A 20,245-nucleotide genomic window follows, 5' to 3' on the forward strand; every position below is an offset into this window, starting at 1 on the left:
GTAGGCCTGCGTCGAAGTCAGCTCGTTCATGGTGTCCTCCTTAGGATTGGGTGACACCAGTCTGACGGACGTTATTCAGCTGCATAAGATGGGGTTTGTGGAGCGCTTACGATCCCCACGCGCATCGCGCGCCATCCGGCGGTCTACACCCTGGCGCTGGGGGTCTACGCCAGCGCCTGGGCGATCTACGGCAGCCTGGAGCTGGCCGGCAATGCCGGCTACGGCTACCTCGCCTACTACCTGGGGGTGGCGGGCGCCTTCCTGCTCGCCCCGGTCCTGCTGGTGCCGATCCAGCGCATGACCCGTACCTACCAGCTGGCCTCGCTGGCCGACCTCTTCGCCTTCCGCTTCCGCTCACGCTGGGTCGGCACCCTGATCACCCTGATCAGCCTGCTGGCCGTGCTGCCGCTGCTGGCCCTCCAGGTGCAGACCCTGGGCGACACCATCTACCTGATGACCGGCACCGCCTCGCCGGCCCTGCTGGCATTGCTGTTCTGCGCGCTGATCGCGCTGTTCGCGATCCTCTTCGGCGCCCGCCACACCCGGCTCCACGCCCGCCACGACACCCTGCTCGCGGTGATCGCCCTGGAGTCGCTGGTCAAGCTCATCGCCATGCTGGCACTGGGGGCCTTCGCGCTGTTCGTGGTCTTCGATGGCCCCGCGGACCTCCAGGCCTGGCTGGACGGCCCGGGGCGCGCGGCCCAGGCCAGTGTCGCCCACCTCGACCCGGCCCAGTGGCGCACCCTGCTGTTGCTGTTCTTCGCCGCGGCCTTCCTGATGCCACACATGTTCCACATCACCTTCGCCGAGACCCTCTCGCGGCGCACCCTGCTGCAGGCCGCCTGGACGCTGCCGCTGTTCCTGCTGCTGATGGCGCTGCCGGTGCCGCTGATCCTGTGGGCCGCCCAGCGCCTGGGGGTCGATGCCGGCGGACTGGGCACCGCCTACCTGGCCTACGGGCTCTCCGAGTCGCTGTGGCTCCAGGGGCTGGTGTTCATCGCCGGCCTGGCGGCAACCAGCGGCACCATGATCATCATTTCCCTGGCGCTGTCGGGCATGATCCTCAACCACCTGGTGCTGGTCGCCCACCGCCCGCTGGACCAGCCCGACCTCTATCGTTGGCTGCGCTGGCTGCGCCGCGCCCTGATCGTGGCGGTGATCCTCGGCGGCTGGCTTTTCTACCGCCTGGTGGGGGTGAACCACGACCTCACCACCCTGGGGCTGGCCGCCTTCATCGGCATGGCCCAGTGCCTGCCGGGCATGCTCGCGCTGCTCTACTGGCCGGGCGCCAACCGCAAGGGCATGGTCAGCGGGCTGACGGCGGGGGTGCTGGTGTGGCTCGCCGGTACCTGGGTGCCCCTGCTGACCGATTTCCCGGCCCTGGTGCTGCTGCCGCCGGGCCTCGAGGCACTGGCCGGCGAGCCGGTCTGGTACGTGGTGACCCTGGCCTCGCTGGCGGCCAACATCCTGACCCTCATCCTGGTCTCGCTGGTCACACCGACCTCCGCCGGCGAGCGGGCCGCCGCCGAGGCCTGTTCGGTGGATGCGGTGATCCGCCCCAAGCGCCTGCCGCTGGTGGCCGGCAACGGCGAGGAGTTCAAGCACCACCTGGCCCGCGCCTTGGGCGAGGAGGTCGCCGGTCGCGAGGTCGACCGCGCCCTGACCGACCTTGGCCTGTCGCCGCTGGATGGCCGCCCCTATGCGTTGCGCCGGCTACGCGACCGCATCCAGGCCAACCTCTCGGGGCTGATGGGCCCCTCGGTGGCCCAGGACATCGTCGACCGCCACCTGCCCTATCGCCGCGGCGGGCTGGAGCCCAATGACGACATCCACTTCGTCGAGAGCCGCCTGGAGGCCTATCGCACCCGGCTGACCGGCCTTGCCCGGGAGCTCGACGGCCTGCGCCGCTACCACCGCCGCATCCTCACCCGGCTGCCGGTGGGGCTGTGTGCCTTCGGCGTCGACGACGAGCTGCTGATGTGGAACGCCGCCCTCGCCGAGCTCTCCGGCATCGAGGGCAGCAGCGTGGTCGGCTCGCGCCGCGATGGCCTGCCGCCACCCTGGGGGGCGCTGCTGGGACGCGTGCTCCTCGAGCATCACGACCACCTCTACAAGCAAGCGGTGACGCTGGACGGCACCACCCGCTACCTGAGCCTGCACAAGGCCGAGCTCGCGGCCGATGAGGAGATGCGCGGCGGCACCGTGGTCCTGGTGGAGGACCACAGCGAGATGAAGTGGCTGGAGGACGAGCTGGTGCATGCCGCCCGCCTGGCCTCCATCGGCCAGCTGGCGGCGGGCGTGGCCCACGAGATCGGCAACCCCGTCACCGGGATCTCGTCGCTGGCCCAGAACCTGCGCTACGACACCGACGACCCGGAGGTGCTGGAGACCGCCACCCAGATCCAGCAGCTCACCGACCGCATCTCGCGCATCGTCGAGTCGCTGGTGGGCTTCGCCCATGGTGGCCGCCACGTGACCGGCCGGCCCTTCGCCCCGGTGTCGCTGGACACGCTGACCGACGAGGCCCTGCACTTGATCCACCTCGCCCGCTCGGGGGAGGATATCCGCTACCATAACCGCTGCCCGGCCGGCCTCGAGGTCGAGGGCGATGCCCAGCGGCTGTTGCAGGTCATGGTCAACCTGCTCGGCAACGCCCGCGACGCCAGCGCCCCCGGGGGCGAGGTGACCATCGATGCCGCCCCCGAGGGTGCATGGCTTCACGTGACCGTCACCGACCGGGGCCATGGCATCGACGAGCGGGTGCGCGACCACCTGTTCGAGCCCTTCACCACCACCAAGCCTCCCGGCGAAGGCACGGGACTCGGCCTGCCGCTGGTCTACAGCATCATCGCCGAGCACGGCGGCCAGATCGATATCGACTCCCCGCCCCCCGGGCAGGCCAACGGCACCCGCATCCACCTGTGGCTGCCCCTCAACCCAGAACATGGTGAACGCGCCGATGAGCCGGATCCTGATCGTTGAAGACGAAGCCATCATCCGCAGCGCCCTGAAGCGGCTGCTGGAGCGCCACGAGCACCGGGTCAGCGAGGCCGGCTCGGTGGCCGAGGCCCTGGCACTCGAGCCCCAGGGCTTCGACCTGGTGATCAGCGACCTGCGGTTGCCCGGCGAGCCCGGCACCGAGCTGATCGCCCACGCCGCCCCCGTGCCGGTGCTGATCATGACCAGCTACGCCAGCATGCGCTCCGCGGTGGAGGCGCTGAAGCTCGGGGCCGTGGACTATGTGGCCAAGCCCTTCGACCACGACGAGCTGCTCGAGACCGTGGCCCGGGTACTGCACCGGCAGGCCTCGCAGCAGGGCGAGCCGCCCGACATCACCGAACCCGGCGGCACCCGCCAGCCGATGATCGGCAACTGCCTCGCCATGCAGGTGGTCTACACGCGCATCCGCAAGGCGGCACCGGCCGATGTCACCGTGCTGATCCAGGGCGAGTCGGGCACCGGCAAGGAGCTGGTCGCCCGCGCCCTGCACCAGCAGAGCCACCGCGCCCAGGCGCCGCTGATCTGCGTCAACTGCGCGGCCATCCCCGAGACGCTGATCGAGTCGGAGCTGTTCGGCCACGAGAAGGGCGCCTTCACGGGGGCCAGTGCCTCGCGTACCGGGCTGGTCGAGGCCGCCGATGGCGGCACCCTCTTCCTCGACGAGATCGGCGAGCTGCCGCTCGACGCCCAGGCGCGCCTGCTGCGGGTACTGCAGGAGGGCGAGATCCGCAAGATCGGCTCGGTGGAGACCCGCCATGTCGACGTGCGGCTGATCGCCGCCACCCACCGCGACCTGCAGAGCCTGTCGAAGACCGGCGAGTTCCGCCTCGACCTCTACTACCGCCTCAACGTGATGCAGATCGACCTGCCGGCCCTGCGCGAGCGCGAGGACGATGTCCTCGAGATCGCCGACGTCCTGCTGGAGAAGGCCTGCCGGCGCCACGCGCGCGACGGGCTGCGACTCTCGCGGGCCGCCCGGCGCACCATCCGCGACTATCCCTGGCCCGGCAACGTGCGCGAGCTGGAGAATGCCCTGGAGCGCGGTGTGATCCTCGCCGAGGGGCACCTCATCCATCCCGACGACCTGGGGCTCGCGCCGACGCCCCAGCCGCCGGGCAGGTCCCCGGCCCCCGCGCCGGCCCTCACCGGCCAAGAGGAACCGGAGGCCGGCGACGTGGAGGACCTCTCCCTGGAGGACTACTTCCAGCACTTCGTGCTGGAGCACCAGGACCAGATGAGCGAGACCGAACTCGCCCAGAAGCTCGGCATCAGCCGCAAGTGCCTGTGGGAGCGCCGCCAGCGCCTGGGCATCCCCCGCAAGAAGAGCCCACGCCGCAGCACGGGCTGAGGCGCCTGGCCATGCGACCATGGCGCAAGCACCCGCGGCATGGTCCGCGGGCCTGCCTTCCCGCCACCCCGCTTGCACCCTTTGTTACCTTCCCACACAGCCAGTGCTCCGCGACGGGGCCAATCGGGTAACACTCCACTCCCTCGCCAGGACGCGAACTTTTTGACTTGTTAATAACCATCTGTTTTTCAACAGATTGTTAATCTTTGGCACGCGGCCTGCTACATCTAGGGCAAGAAAAACAAATCCGGACGTCACCCACTGCCAACAACAACAACAGGGCAGCCAGGCGTGACAGGGCCCGACCCGCCAACAACAAGACACCCGGGCCCCTACGACTTCGGCGCTTGCCGACAACAAGAACAGCATCGGCACGGCGCGAGGCCTTCGGGCCCCAACAACAACAAGTTGCTCGAAGCACCGGAGCCATCAGGACGCGACGCACCCGGGCACGGCCGACCAACAATGACAAATGGCCGTCGAGGTGCACTCTCGGCAACAACATCAACAAGCCGGGAGGAGGCATATTCCATGCCGTCGTGGTTGGACTATTGTTTTGAATACGAGACGGTCGCCGTCAGGAGCACCAACAAACATAACAACACCGCTTGCCTGAACACTCCTTGGTGACTGTGGTGCGTATTCAGGGCGATGCGCCATCACGAAGAAGAATCAGCAGCAGGGATGCTGCATCCTGCTTACAGGGGAGGCCAATGGCCTCCCCTTTCTGCTTTCCGTAAGCTCCCCGCCACCGTGTCGCGCTTTGCAAGGTGTCAGTGGTCCGCTACACTCAACGCTTTCCGCGTCCCGCGAGTCGATATCGTCGCATGATCAAAGGTTTTACCCGCTTTTTGCAGAGTCCGGGCGAGCGCATCAAGTCGCTATTCGGCCCTCAGGATGCGCCGGCCGGCAGCACCGGGCCGCGCATCATTCCCCGCCAGGAACACCCTGTCTCGCGTCAGCACTTCAGCGACGCCGCCCTCAAGGTGCTCTACCGGCTTCACAATGCAGGCTTCCAGGCCTTCCTGGTGGGCGGGTGTATCCGCGATGCGCTGCTCGGCCACATGCCCAAGGACTTCGATGTCGCCACGGATGCCACGCCGGAGCAGGTCAAGGACCTGTTCCGCAACTCGCGCATCATCGGCCGGCGCTTCCGCATCGTGCATGTCCGCTTCGGTCGCGAGGTGATCGAGGTCACCACCTTCCGGGGCAAGCCGGGCGATGACCATGCCGACCATATCTCCCAGCAGTCGGACGATGGCCTGCTACTGCGCGACAATGTCTGGGGCAACATCGCGGAAGACGCCCTGCGCCGCGACTTCACCGTCAATGCCCTCTATTACAGCATCGCCGACTTCTCGATCCACGACTTCGCCGACGGCGTGCACGACATCGAGGCCCGCACCCTGCGGCTGATCGGCGACCCGGCCACCCGCTATCGCGAGGACCCGGTGAGGATGCTCAGGGCGGTGCGCTTCGCCGCCAAGCTCGACTTCCACCTCGACCCGGCCACCGAGGCGCCGATCCACGACGCCGCGCCGCTGCTGCTGCAGATTCCGCCGGCCCGGCTGTTCGACGAGATCCTCAAGCTGTTCATGGCCGGCCACGGGGTCGTCACCTTCCAGCTGCTGCGCCGCTACGGCCTGTTCGCGATGCTCTTCCCCGAGGCCGACGAGGCCATGGAGGAGCTGCCCTGGGCCGAGCGCCTGGTCGAGCTGGCGCTGGAGAGCACCGATCGGCGCATCGCCGAGGACCGCCCGGTGACCCCGGCCTTCCTGTTCGCCGCCCTGCTCTGGGCCCCCGTCCAGCAGCGCCAAGCGATCCTCGAGGCCGATGGCATGCCGCCCATCCCCGCACTCCAGGCGGCGTCCCAGCAGGTGGTCTCGCGCCAGCTCCAGCACATCTCCATCCCCAAGCGCTTCAGCCTGCCGATGCGCGACATCTGGGACCTGCAGCAGCGGCTGCCGCTACGCCGCGGCAAGCGCGTCTTCCAGACCCGCGAGCACCCGCGCTTCCGGGCCGCCTACGACTTCCTGCTGCTGCGCGAAGGCGCCGGCGAGCTCGAACCCGGCCTGGGTGACTGGTGGACCGCCTTCCAGCAGGCCGACGAGCACGAGCAGCGCCGCCTGCTGGGCAAGGTCGGCGCCGACCCGGCGGGCAGCGGCCAGCCACGCAAGCGCCGGCGTCGCCGCCGCAAGCCACGGGGCCCCGCGAGCGACACATGAGCCCGCCGCGGCAGCATGCCTGGATCGGCCTGGGCAGCAACCTCGACGTCCCGCGGGCGCATGTCGAGCGCGCCCTTGGCGAGCTCGACCGCCTCCCCCTGACCCGTCGCATCGCCGCCTCGCGGCTCTATGCCAGCGCGCCGCTGGGACCCGCCGACCAGCCCGACTACATCAATGCCGTGGCACTCCTGGCGACGCGGCTCTCGCCGCTCGCCCTGCTCGACCAGCTGCAGGCCCTGGAACAGCGCCATGGCCGCGTACGCCGCCGGCGCTGGGGCCCCCGGACCCTGGACCTGGACCTGCTACTCTTCGATGACCAGCGGGTCACGCTGCCACGGCTGACGCTGCCCCACCCGGAGATGGCCCGGCGCGCCTTCGTGCTGGTCCCGCTGGCCGAGCTGGCCCCGAGCCTGGTATTCGACGGTCAGCCCCTGGCGAAACTGGCCGCCGGGCTCGACACCCGAAACCTGCGGCCGGTGTTACCGCAGGACTGAGGAACACTCCGCACTGTTACCTATCGACACCTCGGCATGATTCGGGTAACAATCTCAGGTTACACCGAGGCAGGCCCGCCAGAGGCCTCCCACGACCCGACGATGAGAGCACGCCATGAAAACCGTCACCCTGAGCACGCTGCAGGCCTTCAAGCGCGCCGGTGAGCCGTTCAGCTGCCTGACCGCCTACGACGCCTCCTTCGCCCGGGCGGCCGGAGAGGCGGGCATCGAGGTGCTGCTGGTGGGCGACTCCCTGGGCATGGTCCTGCAGGGCCACGCCAGCACCCTGCCGGTGACCCTCGACGAGGTCTGCTACCACACCCGCTGCGTGGCCCGCGGCAAGGGCGCGAGCCTGCTGATGGTCGACCTGCCCTTCATGAGCAACTCGAGCACCGAGCGCCTGCTCCAGGATGCCGGCGAGCTGATGCGCGCCGGGGCCGAGCTGGTCAAGGTCGAGGGCGAGGCCTGGATGGCCGACGGCATCCGCGAGCTGACCCGGCGTGGCGTGCCGGTCTGCGCCCACCTCGGCCTGACGCCCCAGTCGGTCTATCGGCTGGGCGGCTACAAGGTGCAGGGCCGCGAGGCCGAGCAGGCGACCCGGATCCTCGAGGATGCCCGCGCGCTGGTCGAGGCCGGCGCCTCGGTGATCCTGCTGGAGTGCGTGCCGGCAAGCCTGGGCCGCGCGGTGAGCGCGGCGCTGGAGGTGCCGGTGATCGGCATCGGCGCCGGCCCCGACACGGATGGCCAGATTCTGGTGATGCACGACGTGCTGGGGGTGACCCACGGCCGCACGCCGCGCTTCGTCAAGAACTTCATGGTGGATGCCGACGATATCCCGGGCGCCTTCCGCCGCTACCACGAGGACGTCAAGGCCCGTCGCTTCCCCGCCCAAGCACACTGCTTCTAAGCCGCGTTTCGAGGAGCTCGCCGTGATGCGTACCCTGCGAGAGATTCCGCCCCTGCGCGAGGCCCTGAACGAGTGCCGGCGCCGCGGCCAGCGCGTCGCCCTGGTGCCGACCATGGGCAACCTGCACGACGGCCACCTGGCCCTGGTGGCACAGGCGCGTCGCCGAGGCGACGTGGTGGTGGCGACCATCTTCGTCAACCCGCTGCAGTTCGGTGCCGGCGAGGACCTGGACGCCTACCCGCGCACCCTCGCCGAGGACCAGGCGCAGCTCGAGGCGGCCGGCTGCGACCTGCTGTTCGCCCCCGCGACGACGGCCGTCTACCCGCGTAGCCTGGCGGCCCAGACCCGGGTCTGCGTGCCCGAGGTCAGCGAGGGGCTCTGCGGTGGCGACCGGCCCGGGCACTTCGATGGCGTCGCTACCATCGTCACCATGCTCTTCCACCTGGTGCAGCCCGATGTGGCCTGCTTCGGCGAGAAGGACTACCAGCAGCTGGCGGTGATCCGCCGCCTGGTGGCCGACCTTCACGTCCCCGTGGAGATCGTCGGCGTGCCCATCGTGCGCGCCGCAGACGGCCTGGCCCTCTCCTCGCGCAACGGCTACCTGGATGCCGCCCAGCGCGCCACTGCCCCGGCGCTCTACCGCACCCTGTGCACGCTACGCGATGCCCTGGAGGCCGGCGCCGACAGCGACGACACCCTGGCCGACGGCCTCGCCCGGCTGAGGGAGGCCGGCTTCGCGCCGGACTATCTGGAGCTTCGCACCACCGACCTGGAGCCGGTCACCGCGATCACCCGCGACGCCGTGCTACTCGCCGCGGCGCGCCTGGGCCCGACCCGACTGATCGATAACCTGAGCCTGACCCTGCCACGCTGAGGGCCTGGCGCCGTCACACAGAGGAACCTTCGCTTCATGCAGACCATCATGCTCAAGGCCAAGCTGCACATGGCCCGTGTCACACATGCCGTGCTCAACTACGAGGGCTCCTGCGCCATCGACGGCGAGTTGCTCGACTTGTCCGGTATCCGCGAGAACGAGCAGATCCAGCTCTACAACGTCGAGAATGGGCAACGCTTCACCACCTACGCCATCCGCGCGGAAGAGGGCTCGAGGATCATCTCGGTGAACGGTGCCGCGGCTCACCTGGCGAGTGAAGGGCAGCGCGTGATCATCTGCAGCTATGCCCACTACAGCGACGCGGAACTCGAGGCGCACGCGCCGGCCCTGGTCTACCTCCAGGAAGGCAATGTCATCAGCCACACCAGCAACGCCATCCCCGTACAGCTGGCCTGACACCCGCCTGCCAGGCACCCCGCGGGGTGCCGCACTGCCCGCCTTGCCCTCTCCCCGGCGCCTCCCCGCGCATTCGGCCATGGAAACATTGCCGCGACGCACAAGCCTCCCCTATGCTGGGTCTCCGGCCTTGGTGGAAAACCGGCCCGACGCCGGCCGTTTTCCGACACGACCGCGATGCCGTATAACACGCTCAGGAGGCTCAGCCCATGCAAGACCAAGACGTGGTAATCGTTGCCGCTCGCCGCACCGCCGTCGGCACCTTCGGTGGCTCCCTGGCCGGCATTCCCGCCAGCGACCTGGGTGCCCATGTCATCAAGGACATCCTGTCCACCACCGGCGTCGCCGGGGACCAGGTCGACGAGGTACTGCTCGGCCAGGTGCTCACCGCCGGGGTCGGCCAGAACCCCGCCCGCCAGGCCTCCATCAAGGCCGGCCTGCCGGATGCCGTGCCGGCCATGACCATCAACAAGGTCTGCGGATCGGGCCTCAAGGCCCTGCACCTGGCCACCCAGGCGATCCGCTGCGGCGATGCCGAGCTGATCCTCGCCGGCGGCCAGGAGAACATGTCCGCCTCGCCCCACGTACTGCCCAACTCGCGTACCGGCCAGCGCATGGGTGACTGGAAGGCCATCGACACCATGGTCCACGACGGCCTGTGGGATGCCTTCAACAACTACCATATGGGCATCACGGCCGAGAACCTGGCGGAGAAGTACGGCATCACCCGCGAGGCGATGGACGAGTTCGCCGCCGGCTCCCAGCAGAAGGCCAGCGCGGCCATCAAGGAGGGCAAGTTCAAGGGCCAGATCGTCCCGGTGGAGATCCCCCAGCGCAAGGGCGACCCGCTGGTCTTCGACACCGACGAGGGCCCGCGTGACGTGAGCGCCGAGAAGCTCGGCACCATGCGTCCGGCCTTCAAGAAGGACGGCACCGTCACCGCCGGCAACGCCTCCTCCATCAACGACGGGGCCGCCGTGGTGATGCTCTGCTCCGCCGACAAGGCCAAGGCGCTGGGCCTCGAGCCGCTGGCCCGCATCAAGGCCTACAGCAATGCCGGCGTCGACCCCTCGATCATGGGCATCGGCCCGGCCCCGGCGACTCGGCGCTGCCTCGAGAAGGCCGGCTGGAGCCTGGACGATCTGGACCTGGTCGAGGCCAACGAGGCCTTCGCCGCCCAGGCCCTCGCCGTCAACAAGGAGCTGGGTTGGGATGTCAGCAAGATCAACGTCAACGGTGGCGCCATCGCCATCGGCCATCCCATCGGCGCCTCCGGCTGCCGCATCCTGGTGACCCTGGTCCACGAGATGATCGCCCGCGATGCCAAGAAGGGCCTGGCGACGCTGTGCATCGGCGGCGGCCAGGGCGTGGCGCTGGCCATCGAGCGCTAAGCCGCGCTGCGCGCGAGCTGTAAGCTGTAAGCTGTAAGCTGTAAGCACTATTGAGAAGCCCGTGTGGACGAGTTCCACAAGGGCTTCTCCTTGGTTTGCCACCCTCAATTGGAAAACCCTCCACGGCTGGACCATGGAGGGTTTTTCTTACGGCTTAAGGCTTACAGCTCAAAGCTGAGGCTCCGCCTCAGCGGCTTCGAACGCCGCCTTCTCTTCCGGGGTCATCTCCTTGATGGTGAGCTTCACCCGGTTGCGGTTGTCGATGTCGAGCACCTTGACGATGGGCTCGTCACCCTCGTTGAGGAAGTCGCGCACGTCGTTGACCCGCTCCGGCACGATCTGGGAGATGTGCACCAGGCCGTCGGTGCCCGGCATGATGTTGACGAAGGCGCCGAAGTCGGCGATGCGCACCACCTTGCCGCGGTAGAGCTTGCCGATCTCGGGCTCGGCAGTGATCGCCAGCACGGTGTCGATGGCCGCCTTGGCCGCCGACTTGTCCTCGGCGTAGATGCGCACGGTGCCGTCGTCGTCCAGGTCGATGGAGGCGCCGGTTTCCTCGCAGATCTTGCGGATGGTGGCGCCGCCCTTGCCGATGACGTCGCGGATCTTCTCCGGGTCGATCTTGATGGTCGCCATGGAAGGCGCGTTCTCGGAGACCTCGGCACGGCTCTGGGCGATCACCGCGCTCATCTGCTCGAGGATCTGCTGGCGGGCGTCATAGGCCTGCTGCAGGGCCACCTCCATGATCTCCTCGTTGATGCCCTCGATCTTGATGTCCATCTGCAACGCGGTGACGCCGGCGGCGGAGCCGGCCACCTTGAAGTCCATATCGCCGAGGTGGTCCTCGTCACCCAGGATGTCGGTCAACACCGCGAAGCCGTCCTCATCCTTGACCAGGCCCATGGCGATGCCGGCCACCGGGGCCTTCATCGGCACGCCAGCGTCCATCAGCGCCAGCGACGCGCCACACACGGAGGCCATGGAGCTCGAGCCGTTGGACTCGGTGATCTCGGAAACCACGCGAATGGTGTAGGGGAAGTCGGCGGCGTCGGGCAGCATCGCCTGCACACCGCGGCGCGCCAGGCGGCCGTGGCCGATCTCGCGGCGCTTGGGACCGCCCATGAAGCCAGTCTCGCCCACGCTGTAGGGGGGGAAGTTGTAGTGCAGCAGGAAGCGGTCCTTGCGCTCGCCCTCCAGCGACTCGATCAGCTGGGCGTCGCGCAGGGTGCCCAGCGTAGCGATGACGATCGCCTGGGTCTCGCCGCGGGTGAAGATCGCCGAGCCATGGGTCTTGGGCAGGGTGCCGACCTCAATATCCAGCGGACGCACGGTCTTGTGGTCGCGCCCGTCGATGCGCGGCTCGCCCTTGACCACCCGCGAACGCACCACGCGCTTCTCCAGGCCGGCGAAGGCGCCCTTGACCTCGTCCGCGTCGTGCTTGCCCTCTTCCTCGCCGGCGAACTGCCCGACCGCCTGCTCCTTGAGGGCGGCGAGGGCATCCTGGCGGGCCATCTTGTCGGTGATGCGATAGGCCTCGCCGACCTTCTGTTCGAAGGCATCGACCATGGCACCCTTGAGTGCGGCGTTCTCGGCGGGGGGCTGCCAGTCCCACTTCGGCTTGCCGGCCTCGGCGGTCAGCTCATTGATGGCCTGGATGGCCACCTGCATCTCCTGATGGGCATAGAGCACGGCGCCGAGCATCTCGTCCTCGAGCAGCTCGTTGGCCTCAGACTCGACCATCAGCACCGCCTTCTCGGTTCCGGCGACCACCATGTTGAGCTCGGAGCCGGTCAGCTCCTCGACGGTGGGGTTGAGGAAGTAGCCATTGTCCTCGGTGAAGCCCACGCGCGCGCCGCCGATCGGCCCGCTGAAGGGCACGCCGGAGATGGCCAGGGCGGCGGAGGTGCCGAGCATCGCGGCGATGTCCGGGTCATGGTTGCGGTCGGTGGAGAGCACCGAGCAGACCACCTGCACCTCGTTCATGAAGCCCTTGGGGAAGAGCGGACGGATCGGGCGATCGATCAGCCGCGAGGTGAGGGTCTCCTTCTCGGTGGGACGCCCCTCGCGCTTGAAGAAGCCGCCGGGAATCTTGCCGACCGCGTAGGTCTTCTCCTGATAGAACACCCCCAGCGGGAAGAAGGGCTGAGCAGGATTGGCCTCTTTCTTGGCCACCACGGTGCACAGCACCACAGTGTCGTCCATGGTGACCATCACGGCACCGGTGGCCTGGCGGGCGATGCGCCCGGTTTCCAGGGTGACGGTGCTGCGACCGTACTGAAACGTTTTCTTGACCGGATTCACGGCGACTTCCTTCAACTTTTCGATGTTTGGTTCGTTTTGACTCGGCGACCATTTTAGGGGTTGACGCCCGCAGCGGCCACCGGTTAGCGAGATTTCCGCCCCTTGACGCGAAACGGGCAGCCCGAAGGCTGCCCGTTTCGTTACCGCGTGGGATGCGTCGCTTAGCGACGCAGGCCCAGTCTCTGGATAAGCGACTGATAGCGCTCGAAATCTTTGCGCTTCAGGTAGTCCAGCAGCTTGCGGCGCTGGTTGACCATGCGAATCAGGCCACGACGGGAGTGGTGATCCTGCTTGTTGGTCTTGAAGTGATCCTGCAGGCCATCGATGTTGGCGCTCAGCAGGGCCACCTGCACTTCGGGGGAACCGGTGTCGTTCTCGACACGGCCGTACTCGCTGACGATTGTGGACTTCTGCTCGGCTGTCAGTGCCATCTGTCTCTCCAGTAATCAATATGCCTGAATGATAAGTGTGTGAGACCACGCATATTTGCAGTCTCGGGCGTCTTTTCCTTCAATCGGCTGCGCTGCTCAGCAGCCGTTTCGGCGCCATCTCCTGTGGCCCCGCCACCACGCCGAGACCTAGGAAGGCCCCGTCGCAGTAGAGTCTTGCCGTCTCGCCCCCAGCCAGCTCGCCGGCCTCGACCCGAGCCGACTGGCCATGGGTCAGTCGGCTGGCCGCCGCGGCATCGACCTCGAGCCGCGGCAGGTGGTCGACCAACACGTCGACGGGCAGTAGCACCGCCTCGCGCTCGGCCTGGCCGGGCAAGGCCTCCAGCGCGTCGAGGGTCAGCATGCCCTCGCTCGTGAAGGGGCCCGTCGCCAGGCGGCGCAGCATGCTGATGTGCGCTCCGCAGCCCAGGGCCTGGCCGATGTCCTCGGCCAGGGTACGGATATAAGTGCCCTTGCTGACGCGCACTTCGAGTTCGAAGGCGGTGTCGGCATGGGCAAGAAGGCGCGCATCATACACCGTCACGCGCCTGGCTGCACGCTCGATCGACTTGCCCTCGCGGGCCAGCTCGTAGAGCTTGCGCCCCTGGTGCTTGAGTGCCGAGTACATCGGCGGCACCTGATCGATCTCACCGCGGAAGCGCGCGACCACGCCCGCCACATCGGCCTCGGTCAGGCGGGGCACCTCGCGGCGCTCGACCACCTCGCCCTCGGCATCACCGGTGTCGGTGATCACGCCGAGCTCCACCCGGGTGCGGTAGACCTTGTCGGCCTCCAGCAGGTGGGCGGAGAACTTGGTCGCCTCACCGAAACACATCGGCAGCAAGCCGGTGGCCATGGGATCCAGGGTTCCCGTATGGCCTGCCTTCTGGGCCTGGAACAGGCGCCTCGCCCGCTGCAGGACATGGTTGCTGGACGCCCCTGCAGGCTTGTCCAGCAGCAGCACACCGTTCACCGGCAGTCCGCGACGTCGCCGTGCCATCAGTCGCGCTCGCTCCCGCCCTCGGAGGCGTCGTCCTCCGACGCCTCGTCATGCAGGTCGCGGTCGCTGGCGACAGCCTCGTCGATCAGCGACGACAGCCGTTGGCCGCGCACCACGCTCTCGTCGTAGTGGAAGCGCAGTTCCGGCACATGGCGCAGCTTGATCCGCCGGGCGATCTGGCTGCGCAGGAAACCGGCGGCCCGCTTGAGCACCGCCAGGTTCTCCTTGATGCGCTCCGGGGTCTGCTCGCCCAGCAGAGTCACGTGGACGTCGGCATAGCCAAGGTCACGGCTGACCTCGACGCCGCTGACGGTAACCATGCCCAGCCGTGGATCCTTGACCTCGCGCTGGATGAGCACCGCCAGCTCCTTCTGGAGCTGGTCGGCAACCCGGTCGGTACGCTTGAATTCCCGCATGGTCGACTCCTAGGGGCCTTAGAGGGTCCGCTCGACCTTGACCTGATCGAAGACCTCGATCTTGTCGCCGACCTGGACATCGTTGTAGTTCTTCACGCCGATGCCGCACTCCATGCCGTTGCGCACTTCCTGGACGTCGTCCTTGAAGCGGCGCAGCGACTCGAGCTCGCCTTCGTAGATGACCACGTTGTCGCGCAGCACACGGATCTTCTTGTTGCGGTGAACGGTGCCCTCGACCACCATGCAGCCGGCCACGGCACCGATCTTGGGTGCACGGAAGACATCACGAACCTCGGCCACGCCGACGATCTCTTCCTTCCACTCCGGTGCCAGCATGCCGCTCATGGCCTGCTTGACCTCGTCGATCAGCTGGTAGATGACGCTGTAGTAGCGCAGGTCCAGGCCTTCACGCTCGATGATCTCGCGGGCAGCGGCATCGGCACGCACGTTGAAGCCGACCACGATGGCGTCACTGGCCAGCGCCAGGTTGGCGTCGGTACCGGTGATGCCACCCACGCCAGAAGAGACCACGGCCACTTCCACCTCGTCGGTAGAGAGCTCTTCCAGGGCGCCCTTGATGGCTTCCAGGGAACCCTGGACGTCGGCCTTGAGCACGATGTTGAGCTTGGCAGCAACGTCCTTGCCCATCTGGCTGAACATGTTCTCCAGCTTGGCCTTCTGCTGACGCGCCAGGCGCACCTCGCGGTACTTGCCCTGACGGAAGTTGGCGACCTCGCGGGCCTTCTTCTCGTCGGCCAGCACCATGAAGTCGTCACCCGCCTCGGGCGTGCCGCCCAGGCCCTGGATCTCCACCGGGCTGGACGGACCGGCCTCGTCGACCTGCTTGCCCAGCTCGTTGGTCAGCGCACGGACACGGCCGTAGTGCAGGCCGGCCAGCACGATGTCGCCCTTCTTCAGGGTACCGTTCTGGACCAGCACCGTGGCCACCGGACCGCGCCCCTTGTCCAGGCGCGACTCGACCACCACGCCCTTGCCGGGCGCCTCGGGGACGGCCTTGAGCTCGAGCACCTCGGAGACCAGCTGGATGGATTCCAGCAGCTCCTCGATGCCCTCGCCGGTGTGCGCGGAGACATACACGAACTGGGTGTCGCCACCCCACTGTTCGGAGATGACACCATGCTGGGAGAGCTCGTTCTTGATCCGGTCCAGGTCGATACCCGGCTTGTCGATCTTGTTGACCGCGACCACCATCGGCACCTCGGCAGCGCGCGAGTGCTCAATCGCCTCGATGGTCTGGGGCATGACGCCATCATCGGCGGCCACCACCAGCACGACCACGTCGGTGGCCTTGGCACCGCGGGCACGCATGGCGGTGAACGCCGCGTGGCCCGGGGTATCCAGGAAGGTCACGCCACCGTGATCATCCTCCACATGGTAGGCACCGATGTGCTGGGTGATGCCGCCGGCTTCACCGGTGGCCACCTTGGCCTTGCGGATGTAGTCGAGCAGCGAGGTCTTGCCGTGGTCGACGTGACCCATGACCGTGACCACCGGCGAGCGGGTGATCTCCTCGCCCTCGTAGGAGATGCCCTCGAGGACCTCGGTCTCCAGCGCATCGTCCTTGACCAGCTTGGGCTTGTGGCCCATCTCCTCGACCACGATGGCCGCGGTGTCCTGGTCGATGGTCTGGTTGATGGTCACCGCCGCACCCATGTTGAACATGGCCTTGATGACCTCGTTCGCCTTGATCGACATCTTGTCGGCCAGGTCGGCGACGCTGATCGACTCGGGGATGGAGACCTCGCGGACGATCGGCTGGGTCGGCTTCTGGAAGCCGTGCTTGCCGCCACCGCCCTGGCTGGGGCCACCGCGGCGGCCGCCACGACGCTCGGCGCGCTTGGCCTTCTTGCCGCCACGGCGACGCTCCTCGCGATCACCACGATCCTCTTCGTCACGCTCGCCACGGCCCTTCTTGCCGGTGCCGGCCTTGGTGGTGGCCTTCTTGACGGCGGCGCGGCGCGACTCGGGACGTCCCTCCTTGGGCGGGGCCGGGGGCTCCTCCGCGGGCGGGGTGGTGTCGAGCTCCGGCACCGGAATCTCGGGTTCGACGGCAGCCTTCTCGGCCTCGAGCTTGGCCGCGGCCTCGCGGGCGGACTCCTCGGCGGCACGCGCCTTGGCTTCCTCGGCCTCGCGAGCATCCTTGGCGGCCTGGGCCTGCTGGGAATCGGCCATGTCGCCCACCAGCTGGCGCGGCCCGGCGTCTTCCACCGGCTCCGGCGTGGTCTCTTCCTCGGCACGCTTGACGTAGGTGCGCTTCTTGCGCACCTGCACCTCGATGCTCTTGCCGCGCTCACCGGTCTTGATGCGGCTGCGCGTCTTGCGCGTCAGGGTGATGCGGTTCTTCGCCCCCGCGCCGCTGCCGCCATGGCTCTTGGTGAGATAGTCGAGTAGCTGACGCTTGTCCTCCTCGGACACGGCGTCACTCTCGGCCTTCTGACCAAGCCCGGCTTCCTTCATCTGCTCCAGCAGGCGAGGCACATCGCGCCCCACCTTCGCTGCAAAATCCTTAACGGTCATTTCTGACATTACGACCCTCCTCAGCCCGTGACCCGTTTACTGTTCGTTCTCGAACCATGGCGCACGGGCAGTCATGATCAGTGCCGCGGCGCGCTCCTCGTCTATCCCCTCGATGTCCAGCAGGTCATCGACGGACTGCTCGGCCAGGTCCTCCATGGTGACAATGCCCTGGCTGGCCAGGATGAAGGCCAGGTGGCGCTCCATACCGTCCATCTCCAGCAGGTCGTCGGCCGGCTGGGCGCCATCGAGCTCCTCCTCGGAGGCGATGGCCAGGTTCAGTAGTTCATCCTTGGCACGAGCGCGCAGCTCCTCGATGGTCTCCTCGTCGAACTCCTCGATCTCCAGCATCTCCTCGACCGGCACGTAGGCGACCTCCTCCAGGGAGGTGAAGCCCTCCTCCACCAGCAGGCGCGCCACGTCCTCGTCGATGTCCAGGTGCTGGATGAAATGCTCGACCAGGCTATCGATCTCCTGATCGCGCTTATCCTCGGCCTCATCCTCGGTCATGACGTTGAGACGCCATCCGGTGAGCTCCGAGGCCAGGCGCACGTTCTGGCCACTGCGGCCGATGGCCTGGGCCAGGTTGTCCTCGGCGACGGCCACATCCATGGCATGGGACTCCTCGTCGACGAGGATCGAGGCGACATCTGCCGGCGCCATGGCGTTGATCACCAGCTGGGCCGGATTGTCGTCCCACAACACGATGTCGACGCGCTCGTTCTGCAGCTCCGAGGACACCGCCTGCACCCGGGAACCGCGCATGCCCACGCAGGCCCCCACGGGATCGATGCGCCGGTCGTTGGTCTTGACCGCGATCTTGGCCCGCGAGCCCGGGTCGCGTGCCGCGCCCTTGATCTCGATGAGCTGCTCGGCGATCTCCGGCACCTCGATGCTGAACAGCTCGATGATCAGCTCCGGGCAGGTACGCGACAGGATCAGCTGGGCGCCGCGCGCCTCGGGATCGACCTTGACCAGCAGCGCGCGGACCCGCTCGTTCATGCGGTAGCGCTCGCCGGGGATCATCTCGCTGCGCGGCAGGAAGGCTTCAGCATTCTCGCCGAGATCGATGATCAGGCCGTCGCGTGTCGTCTTCTTGACGATGCCGGCGACCAGTTCACCCTCGCGCTCGGCATACTGGCGCACCACCTCGGCCCGCTCGGCCTCGCGCACCTTCTGCACGATGACCTGCTTAGCGGTCTGGGCGGCGATCCGGCCGAAGGAGGCGTTCTCGATGCGTTCCTCGACCACGTCACCCAGCCCCAGCGGCGGGTCACGGCGTTCGGCGAAGGAGAGCTTGATCTGGGCATCGGGCCCGTCGAAGTCATCGTCCTCGACCACCTCCCAGCGACGGAACGTCTCGTAGTCGCCGGTATCACGGTCGATGTGCACGCGCACGCTGGCTTCCACGTCCTCGAAGCGCTTGCGCGATGCACTGGCCAGGGCCGCCTCGACGGCCTCGAAGATCACCTCGCGGGGGACCCCCTTTTCGTTGGAGATCGCGTCGACGACCGCCAGAATTTCTTTACTCATGCCTTAGCCTCGCCAGTGAACCTGTCCTTATGCACCGAGCTCATCACGTGAACTGCGGGACGACCCGCGCCTGATCGATGCCCTCGATGGGAAAGCAATATTCCTCGCCGTCGATCTGCAGCAGCACCTCGTCACTCTCGACCCCGGCCAGCAGCCCCTGGAACTTGCGCCGCCCGTCGAAGGGCAGGCGCAGCTTCACGGCCACCACATGACCGGCGTAGCGCGCGAACTGCTCGAGGGTGAACAGCGGCCGGTCCATGCCCGGCGAGGAGACTTCCAGCCGATACTCGCCGGGCACAGGGTCCTCGACATCGAGCACCGCACTGACCTGGCGGCTGACATCGGCGCAATCGTCCACGCTCACCCCGTCCTGGTGATCGATGTAGATCACCAGACGAGAATGTTTGCCCTGGGACAGATGATCGATGCCCCATAGCTCGAACCCCATGGCGGAGACCACCGGTTCGATCAGCGCATGCAGCGCAGCATCCTTGATTGCCACGGAAGAAAGCTCCTACAGCCGTTGCATCAGGCACCTGGCCGGGAGTGAAGAGAAGAGTCAGGTGGCTGATTGGCGTTGCCCGGAACAGCGCCGCCGTCTCCGGCTGGCAAGCTGCTAACAAAAAGCCCCTTCACAGGAAGGGGCTTTCACAAGAAACCTGTATACCACTTCGGCTCTCTGGCATGCCCCTCAACATCTGCATGCCTGCCAAGAAGATGGTAGCGGGGACCGGATTTGAACCGATGACCTTCGGGTTATGAGCCCGACGAGCTACCAGACTGCTCCACCCCGCATCAATCTAGGCCGGTGATTGTAAGCCCGCATGACGGCTTCGTCAAGCGGCAACACCGCATACTGCCAATCCTGCTTCGAAGTCCCGAAAATTGCCTCGACCACTTCGTCGTTGGTGCCGAAGGCGGGACTTGAACCCGCACGGCCATAAGGCCACTACCCCCTCAAGATAGCGTGTCTACCAATTCCACCACTTCGGCATCGGGGAGACTGGATGACGACATCAGCCGCCGCTTTCCTCCAGCACTGGCGCCGCATTATCCACATTGCGGCCAGTATCGTCAAGAGTCGGCACGGCATTCTGCTGCTCGATCATCTCGGCATCGGGAATGCCGGCCTCGGGCGCCTCGCCGGCCTGGGAGGCGAACCAGGCCAGGGTCAGGGAGGTGGCGAAGAAGGCCACCGCCAGCAGCCCGGTAAACTTCGCCAGGAAGCTGCCGCTGCCCTGCGAGCCGAACACGGTCTGGGAGGCACCGCCACCGAAGGCGGCACCGGCTTCGGCGCCCTTGCCCTGCTGCAGCAGGATCAGGACGACCAGGGCGATGGCGATCGCCACATGGGTCATGAGAATGGCAACTTGCAT

16 protein-coding genes and 2 tRNA genes are annotated in these 20,245 nt (G+C 67.3%); 8 read left to right on the forward strand and 10 right to left on the reverse strand.

The features are described 5' to 3' along the window. Window positions 1–246: 246 nt before the first annotated feature. From OP498_RS15545 to OP498_RS15580, 8 genes are all read left to right on the forward strand, one after another. Window positions 247–2,982, forward strand: a complete 2,736-nt coding sequence (locus OP498_RS15545; protein WP_280554302.1) for an ATP-binding protein — start codon at window positions 247–249, stop codon at window positions 2,980–2,982. Further along, window positions 2,960–4,348, forward strand: coding sequence for a sigma-54 dependent transcriptional regulator (locus OP498_RS15550; protein WP_280548909.1), 1,389 nt, complete (start codon window positions 2,960–2,962; stop codon window positions 4,346–4,348). Before OP498_RS15545 ends, OP498_RS15550 begins: the two co-directional genes overlap by 23 nt. Before the next feature lie 827 nt (window positions 4,349–5,175). Then, a complete protein-coding gene (pcnB, locus tag OP498_RS15555; protein WP_280554303.1) occupies window positions 5,176–6,573 on the forward strand; it encodes a polynucleotide adenylyltransferase PcnB in 1,398 nt (465 codons plus the stop codon). After that, the gene (gene folK, locus OP498_RS15560) at window positions 6,570–7,067 is read left to right on the forward strand and encodes a 2-amino-4-hydroxy-6-hydroxymethyldihydropteridine diphosphokinase (protein WP_280554304.1); all 498 of its coding nucleotides are present in this window, start codon (window positions 6,570–6,572) and stop codon (window positions 7,065–7,067) included. Before pcnB ends, folK begins: the two co-directional genes overlap by 4 nt. A 115-nt stretch (window positions 7,068–7,182) precedes the next feature. Continuing rightward, a complete protein-coding gene (gene panB, locus OP498_RS15565) occupies window positions 7,183–7,974 on the forward strand; it encodes a 3-methyl-2-oxobutanoate hydroxymethyltransferase (protein WP_280554306.1) in 792 nt (263 codons plus the stop codon). 25 nt (window positions 7,975–7,999) lie between these two features. Next, a complete protein-coding gene (gene panC, locus OP498_RS15570; protein ID WP_280554307.1) occupies window positions 8,000–8,848 on the forward strand; it encodes a pantoate--beta-alanine ligase in 849 nt (282 codons plus the stop codon). A 36-nt stretch (window positions 8,849–8,884) separates the two neighbouring features. Then, window positions 8,885–9,265 carry an aspartate 1-decarboxylase gene (gene panD / locus OP498_RS15575; RefSeq protein WP_280548898.1) on the forward strand — a complete coding sequence of 127 codons (381 nt, stop codon included), beginning with the start codon at window positions 8,885–8,887 and terminating at the stop codon, window positions 9,263–9,265. Between the two features lie 209 nt (window positions 9,266–9,474). Next, window positions 9,475–10,656: an acetyl-CoA C-acetyltransferase gene (locus OP498_RS15580; RefSeq protein WP_280548896.1), complete on the forward strand. Its 1,182-nt coding sequence runs from the start codon at window positions 9,475–9,477 to the stop codon at window positions 10,654–10,656. Window positions 10,657–10,824: 168 nt separating this feature from the next. On the opposite strand, the gene pnp is transcribed toward OP498_RS15580, so the two are convergent. From pnp to secG, 10 genes are all read right to left on the reverse strand, one after another. Next, window positions 10,825–12,957 (reverse strand): polyribonucleotide nucleotidyltransferase, encoded by a 2,133-nt coding sequence (gene pnp / locus OP498_RS15585; protein ID WP_280554308.1) that lies wholly within the window; start codon window positions 12,955–12,957, stop codon window positions 10,825–10,827. Between the two features lie 161 nt (window positions 12,958–13,118). Continuing rightward, window positions 13,119–13,388, reverse strand: coding sequence for a 30S ribosomal protein S15 (gene rpsO / locus OP498_RS15590; protein ID WP_280554310.1), 270 nt, complete (start codon window positions 13,386–13,388; stop codon window positions 13,119–13,121). Window positions 13,389–13,467: 79 nt separating this feature from the next. Further along, entirely contained in the window at window positions 13,468–14,385 is a 918-nt protein-coding gene (truB, locus tag OP498_RS15595; protein WP_280554312.1) for a tRNA pseudouridine(55) synthase TruB, read from the reverse strand. Beyond that, entirely contained in the window at window positions 14,385–14,801 is a 417-nt protein-coding gene (rbfA, locus tag OP498_RS15600; protein ID WP_280548888.1) for a 30S ribosome-binding factor RbfA, read from the reverse strand. The genes truB and rbfA overlap by 1 nt, the downstream gene beginning before the upstream one ends. A gap of 18 nt (window positions 14,802–14,819) precedes the next feature. Then, a complete protein-coding gene (gene infB, locus OP498_RS15605; RefSeq protein WP_280548886.1) occupies window positions 14,820–17,348 on the reverse strand; it encodes a translation initiation factor IF-2 in 2,529 nt (842 codons plus the stop codon). A 27-nt stretch (window positions 17,349–17,375) separates the two neighbouring features. Then, window positions 17,376–18,869: a transcription termination factor NusA gene (nusA, locus tag OP498_RS15610; RefSeq protein ID WP_280548884.1), complete on the reverse strand. Its 1,494-nt coding sequence runs from the start codon at window positions 18,867–18,869 to the stop codon at window positions 17,376–17,378. A gap of 43 nt (window positions 18,870–18,912) precedes the next feature. Continuing rightward, window positions 18,913–19,371: a ribosome maturation factor RimP gene (gene rimP, locus OP498_RS15615; RefSeq protein ID WP_280548882.1), complete on the reverse strand. Its 459-nt coding sequence runs from the start codon at window positions 19,369–19,371 to the stop codon at window positions 18,913–18,915. A 216-nt stretch (window positions 19,372–19,587) separates the two neighbouring features. Beyond that, window positions 19,588–19,664 (reverse strand) — tRNA-Met (locus OP498_RS15620). A gap of 111 nt (window positions 19,665–19,775) precedes the next feature. Then, window positions 19,776–19,862 (reverse strand) — tRNA-Leu (locus tag OP498_RS15625). A 23-nt stretch (window positions 19,863–19,885) separates the two neighbouring features. Then, window positions 19,886–20,245, reverse strand: a complete 360-nt coding sequence (gene secG, locus OP498_RS15630) for a preprotein translocase subunit SecG (protein WP_280554314.1) — start codon at window positions 20,243–20,245, stop codon at window positions 19,886–19,888.

Origin of the sequence: Halomonas sp. 25-S5, assembly GCF_029889845.1 — a bacterium.
Lineage (GTDB): Bacteria > Pseudomonadota > Gammaproteobacteria > Pseudomonadales > Halomonadaceae > Halomonas.

Coding starts and splice junctions, on each gene's coding strand:
- OP498_RS15580 (WP_280548896.1), top strand. CDS start 9,475: ATGCAAGACCAAGACGTGGTAATCGTTGCCGCTCGCCGCACCGCCGTC.
- panD (WP_280548898.1), top strand. CDS start 8,885: ATGCAGACCATCATGCTCAAGGCCAAGCTGCACATGGCCCGTGTCACA.
- infB (WP_280548886.1), bottom strand. CDS start 17,348: ATGTCAGAAATGACCGTTAAGGATTTTGCAGCGAAGGTGGGGCGCGAT.
- rbfA (WP_280548888.1), bottom strand. CDS start 14,801: ATGCGGGAATTCAAGCGTACCGACCGGGTTGCCGACCAGCTCCAGAAG.
- OP498_RS15550 (WP_280548909.1), top strand. CDS start 2,960: ATGAGCCGGATCCTGATCGTTGAAGACGAAGCCATCATCCGCAGCGCC.
- panB (WP_280554306.1), top strand. CDS start 7,183: ATGAAAACCGTCACCCTGAGCACGCTGCAGGCCTTCAAGCGCGCCGGT.
- nusA (WP_280548884.1), bottom strand. CDS start 18,869: ATGAGTAAAGAAATTCTGGCGGTCGTCGACGCGATCTCCAACGAAAAG.
- pcnB (WP_280554303.1), top strand. CDS start 5,176: ATGATCAAAGGTTTTACCCGCTTTTTGCAGAGTCCGGGCGAGCGCATC.
- panC (WP_280554307.1), top strand. CDS start 8,000: ATGCGTACCCTGCGAGAGATTCCGCCCCTGCGCGAGGCCCTGAACGAG.
- rpsO (WP_280554310.1), bottom strand. CDS start 13,388: ATGGCACTGACAGCCGAGCAGAAGTCCACAATCGTCAGCGAGTACGGC.
- secG (WP_280554314.1), bottom strand. CDS start 20,245: ATGCAAGTTGCCATTCTCATGACCCATGTGGCGATCGCCATCGCCCTG.
- folK (WP_280554304.1), top strand. CDS start 6,570: ATGAGCCCGCCGCGGCAGCATGCCTGGATCGGCCTGGGCAGCAACCTC.
- truB (WP_280554312.1), bottom strand. CDS start 14,385: ATGGCACGGCGACGTCGCGGACTGCCGGTGAACGGTGTGCTGCTGCTG.